The sequence below is a fragment of the Nocardioides caldifontis genome (genome assembly GCF_008087345.1).
GTDB lineage: Bacteria > Actinomycetota > Actinomycetes > Propionibacteriales > Nocardioidaceae > Marmoricola_A > Marmoricola_A caldifontis.
The window spans coordinates 1-4,997 of sequence record NZ_VHIB01000025.1 but is presented as its reverse complement, the minus strand read 5'-3'; the positions used below and the strand labels follow the sequence as shown (position 1 = coordinate 4,997).

The window sequence follows — 4,997 nt, the reverse complement described above, 5'->3', positions numbered from 1 at the left end:
GTGATGGTCCTCGAGGATTCTGTGGAAGGTTGACTCGAAGGATCACGCGGTGGCCGCGCTTCGTTCCGACGTACACGCCGGCGACGATCTCGACGACCGCGCTACACCACTATCGGGGACTCAACTCAGGCCTCTCGGTCGGTCGGCGGTGTGAGGACGACTTCAAGCGCAACCGGGCCGTCCTTGATCGGCGCAAACTCCGGGTGCGTCGACGTGGCCGCTTTAGCTGCGGCGAGCAACGCCCGGACCCGGGTGGCATCTGGATGGGCCGCGGCCAGCATCGATGTCGCTGTGTTCTTCGCCGGCGGGAAGTGGCCGTCGACGCGAAACGTCAAAGACTCGGCTAGCACCACCGTAGAGGTGTCGTCGATGGCGACGTCGCTGGTGGGCGACGAATGATCGCGAGCGGCGATGACTGCCGGACCTCTTAGTTCTGAGTCGCAATAGCCTATGACGGCGTTGTCGAGCAACTTGCTCGTCGAAGTGCGCCACCCCTGTCCGCTGACACCGCTGGCAAGATCGACCTGTAAGGCGATGTCGCGGAACGTAGCGAACATGTGTTGGAACAAGTGCTGCTGGCCACTCTGGAAGCGCGGCGGCTGGTACCCGAAGAAGAGTCCGGTCCATTCGCGGTCGATTGGGGGCACCAACTCAGGAAGCAAGTGGTGCAGTGTCTTCGTGCCGGCCACGATCTTCGCTTGATTCTTCGTGACCCCGAGTCCGCTTATCAGCGCCCAGACCAGGTCGGTGGCATGGTCGGGAAGGTTTGGGTCGTCGATTCGAAGATTCTCAACTTCGGTAAGCACGGGTATGGCGCCGACGAGCGCGGCCGCGAAGGCCGACTCCGGTACAAGGACTGATGCTCGCATCCCGAGTCCCCAAGCGCGCAGTGTGCGGTACAAGGATGCGGCGAACTGAGGATCCGAGGCCGCTGCTGCTGCAGAGCCGGCCCGACGACGGAGCTCGATGGTCTGGCGGTGCGCCGCGAGCTGGTCAGCTCGGAATGCAGGTCGACCGTCGTACACCGCGAGGTAGCGGTCGAATCCCGCTGTCAGAGCCCTGACACGGCCGGCGACGATGTCTCTTCTTGCCATCGGCCCCCCTAGTCACCGCCCACCACGCTATCGGTTGACCCACCACCAAGGCGGTTCGAATGCGGTGGAATGGGGCAGGTTCGTCCTTCAGATCCGGGCAGCAAACGCGAGAGGCTGGTGAGCTGTCCAGTACAACTGGCAACAGCCCGCCGCCCGGCGGCGCAGCATCGCATCTTCGCGACGAGGTGGGGGCGGTGAGCGGCTACTGCTCGGTGTACGACGTCCTGCCCAACGCTTCCACGTCATCGATCGTTAGGTTGCCGCGCTCGTCGATGTGCGCGTAGACAGGCTGGTTATTGAATGTCGTGGGTGTGCCGCTTATGCGCAGCATCGTGTTGCCGTGACCCGCTTCGCCTGGGACGCCGATCTCTATGAAGAGGTCTTCGTACTCAGCGGCGTAGAACTGCTCAGACATGTCTAGGTCCGACACTGACCAGAGATCCTCGAGTTCTTCGTCTAGCGCGGCGCCGACAGCAGTTCGCCGCTCGTCCCAGTACCCATCGTCGACGAAGAGGCGTAGGAATCGCGAAGGCGTCATGCCGGTGAGGAGGGCGCGGACTGATTCGCGTGAGACGACTCCAGCGCCGCAGGTAACCGGGTCGGTACAGGGGTTCGTGTCGGCAGCTGCGACCAGGATGCGCAACACCCAGTCCGGGCCAGAATCGAAGGCGACGTAGATCTGGTGCTGACGTGCGAAATCGACAACCCGGGTCAGCCACTTGATTCGCCGCATCGTCGCACCCGAGTACATGACGGTGCCTGCAGGAAAGACCGCTTGGCCCAGTCGCAGGGAGACCAACGTGTCTACTTGGTTCTGCGTGAAGTCGCTGTCAATGTGCGCGAGGCGAGAGGGTCTCGGCATCTCAACCAGGCCCTCTCCGGCGTAGGCAGCGCTCGCTTCTGAGGTCAGGCATTGGAGCAGGGAGCGGATCCAGACGCACAGAACTGCCACGCGGGCTGCAGCGAGGCTGGTTCCAGGGGTCGACTGCCCGGTGGGGTCGGTGCCGTTCGCAGCAAGGGTTGGCTTGGGCGCGTCGGCGGTACCGCGGCCGGAGCAGTCCAGCGGCAGACCGTCCGAGGTGCACCCGGCGACCGCGATCACACCCTGTGCGCATGCGAGGTCGCTCAGCGTTCCCAGGCCGGGTCCCCAGTTCCCCGCGGCCGCCACCACAATCCGGTTCCTGTCGCGCAGAAACTTGGTGGCGTGTGCCAGCGCGTCGGCCTCGGGATCACGTGACCGAGTGACGCCCAGGCTGAGTCGGTATACGTGGGCGTTGTTCGCCTTTGCTGCGTCCAGTGCGTGGAGGATCTTGAGCCGGGCGCGCGGGTAACGCGGCCAGGTTCTAAGAACCTCAAACCGCGGTTCTGGCGGATCGCCGGCGGGCCAGGCCACGAACGGGAGTCCCCGGAATACGATTCCACCTTGGGTGGTGTCATACGGGTCGCCGTCTTGCACGGCCGGGGGCTCAGCCAAGAGGTGCACGTCGAAGTACCTAGCCATAGTGCATGCCCTCCCCACGAGGCTGCCCCACTGGGCAGCGTCGAGCCTTCACTCGTCAGGCTTGAACGTCACCTTTGCGGTATGCGCCTTCGCACGGCTGGCTTCACCACCCAAGACCAAGCTGATCTTGCCGTCCAATGTGGTCTCGAATGCGACCTCGACCGTCGCCTCGGACAGCACGTAGTTGGCATCGAGGACCGCGATGGCTGCTTCGATGACAGCAAGCGCGTTCGTGAGCTCGTCGTCAACGTACGCGGCACCGACCGCATCACTGGGTTCCATCGTGAGCGAGATCGTTGTGGTGTCCTTGATACCGCCACCGCCGCCCAACTTCACCAACTTCAAGTCGATCTCGCCGGAAGCCCTCTTCTCAAGCACGGTCTCCAGATTGACGCCGAGTTCGGTGACGCGCATGCCCAGTTCCCCTATCCGACCGGTCGATTGGGCAACGGCTGCTTGAAGGTCTCGAATGACGGCTCGGACCTCTTCAGACGCACTCATTAAGTTCCCCCGGTTCTCGGAGCACCTGCGGCGGTGAACTCGCCGTTCCCGAGCGCGACGGACGCAGTCTTCAACGCTGGTCAGCCTGCTCAGGTGCCGGCACGGGCACCAGTGACGTTCGTGCGAATTAGCGTGGCGCTCGCCCCGCGGCGTCGTCAAGAGTGGTCTCTCTCAGCAGAAGGCTTGGCAACCTCTCGCGGCTGATATGACGCGCCGCTACGTCCGAGGACGCGCGGTGACCTGTTCCAGTGCTTGGCACCGGCGTGATGTGAAAGCTTCCCTACCCGGTGAGGATCGACGGAGGCAGTCGGTCCAAGCGCGTGTGGGCTTGCCGCACCGCCCGTGCGTCCTCCGGATGACAGGCGACCTCACTAGAAGCGGCTCGCAGGAACTCGGCATTAATGGCGTCGACCCGCTTTCGGGTCCTGATCAGCTCTGGGCGGAGCGGACGTGCGCTGAAACAGGCCGCGGTGGTGCGGGAGAGGGGGCCGATAATGAAGTTTGCGTCGCCGAGGGCCAGCCGGTCGCGAAACCCGTAACGGCCGCTTCTCAGGTCGGCGTGCACAACGGGGGTGTCGCCGATGACGAACCCGGGCAGCCTGGAGTCTGCAAGTGCAACCACCTGCAGATGGAAGCCGTTGAGCTTCTCGGCGATCGCGTCGTGCTGCCGGATCATCGTCATCACCAGACTCATCGGGTCCGACGCGAGCTCGTCGTATGCACGCAGGGCCAGTTCCAGCAGTTCCGCTTCAGTTGGCGGCCGGCCCTCGAATGCCTCGAACCGCTCGATGTACTCGGGGTTGTTGGCGAAGTCGGGAACGTCGACCGCGCGGAACCGGTCGCCGATGTCGCGGTGGAAGTCCTTGAAGGCTGGGCTTCGTACCAAGTGGATAGCGAAGAGATTGGCGACGTCGGCCTTCTGCTGTGGCCCGCAGCGGTTGATACCTATGCTCCGGATCTCGTTTAGGACGCGCTTTTCGACAGAGACGAAAGCTTTCTCGAGCAGATCGTTCGGGACGCCTGCCTCAAGGAAGGTTGTGAATCCCTGCTCGCGGAAGTTTGACTTGATCGGGCGACCAGCGTCGACCACTCGCCCCGAGGCGACGCTGATGACGGTCACGCGCTTGTCAGGGGACGCGAAGTTCTGTTGATAGCCGCGCGAGACGAAGTGGTCTCGTGGCAGCTCGGTTTCAGACACGGCCAAACAGTAGGGCAGGCCCGGGCCTATCGACGCCGTCGCACATCTGCGAGGACCTCATCCGATGTTGATGGGACGCAACAAGAACCCTGGGCAGGCGACGTCGTGGTCGTCGGGGTCACGAATCTGGATGATGTTGCCGTCTGGAGCCGGTTCCGGTTCGCCTGCATCGATCTGCTCGACGTTGGATCCGAGCCAAATGTGATGGCCGTTGGAGAGAGGTAGCGAGTCGGTAGTTACAAGGTCCCAATCGCGCGGCGGCTGGTCACCCTCCGTCATCAGGACGTTCACGACAGTGAGAGCGTCCCACCGATCAGGCACGACGGCGACAGCCTCTTTCTCGACGCGACGATTCTCGAGTAGGCAATTTCGAAACACACCGATCGCGAACATTCTCCGAGTCCCACCCCGAAAGTCGGTCGGTCGAAAGCGATGAACGATGCGGTCCCGGCTACTCGGCCACAGTGGACGCTCGGACCGCATGTGCTCTTTCGTGTAGGCGAGGAGCCACGGCCGTTCGTGTCGATAACGGTCTTCATCGTGAAGGGAGACCTTCAGGGTGCTGCCAAGGGACTTAGCCCGGATCCACCGACAAGCCCGCTGAGATGGTCGTGAACGACGAAGGGTGCCGGGTGCTGGGGTAGGCGCGTGAGGATTCTCCGGACCTCGCTGTCCGGACGTTCCACTGCTGTGTTGGGTCGCG

At 63.4% G+C, this 4,997-nt stretch carries 5 protein-coding genes; all 5 read right to left on the bottom strand.

What is annotated here, in order from left to right; genetic code table 11:
- Positions 1-125: 125 nt before the first annotated feature.
- Positions 126-1,094: a hypothetical protein gene (locus tag FIP57_RS22890; protein ID WP_148576213.1), complete on the bottom strand. Its 969-nt coding sequence runs from the start codon at positions 1,092-1,094 to the stop codon at positions 126-128.
- 202 nt (positions 1,095-1,296) lie between these two features.
- Positions 1,297-2,595: a S8 family serine peptidase gene (locus tag FIP57_RS22885; RefSeq protein WP_148576211.1), complete on the bottom strand. Its 1,299-nt coding sequence runs from the start codon at positions 2,593-2,595 to the stop codon at positions 1,297-1,299.
- Positions 2,596-2,643: 48 nt separating this feature from the next.
- Positions 2,644-3,009 carry a hypothetical protein gene (locus FIP57_RS22880; RefSeq protein WP_148576208.1) on the bottom strand — a complete coding sequence of 122 codons (366 nt, stop codon included), beginning with the start codon at positions 3,007-3,009 and terminating at the stop codon, positions 2,644-2,646.
- Positions 3,010-3,376: 367 nt separating this feature from the next.
- Positions 3,377-4,294, bottom strand: a complete 918-nt coding sequence (locus FIP57_RS22875; RefSeq protein ID WP_162529949.1) for a DUF4238 domain-containing protein — start codon at positions 4,292-4,294, stop codon at positions 3,377-3,379.
- 57 nt (positions 4,295-4,351) lie between these two features.
- Complete coding sequence (locus FIP57_RS22870) at positions 4,352-4,687, bottom strand: hypothetical protein (RefSeq protein ID WP_148576203.1); 336 nt, start codon at positions 4,685-4,687, stop codon at positions 4,352-4,354.
- Positions 4,688-4,997: the final 310 nt, after the last annotated feature.

Bases quoted from the DNA above. Each gene is read 5' to 3' on its own strand.
- FIP57_RS22890 (WP_148576213.1), bottom strand. From the start codon at position 1,094: ATGGCAAGAAGAGACATCGTCGCCGGCCGTGTCAGGGCTCTGACAGCG.
- FIP57_RS22885 (WP_148576211.1), bottom strand. From the start codon at position 2,595: ATGGCTAGGTACTTCGACGTGCACCTCTTGGCTGAGCCCCCGGCCGTG.
- FIP57_RS22880 (WP_148576208.1), bottom strand. From the start codon at position 3,009: ATGCGCGTCACCGAACTCGGCGTCAATCTGGAGACCGTGCTTGAGAAG.
- FIP57_RS22870 (WP_148576203.1), bottom strand. From the start codon at position 4,687: ATGTTCGCGATCGGTGTGTTTCGAAATTGCCTACTCGAGAATCGTCGC.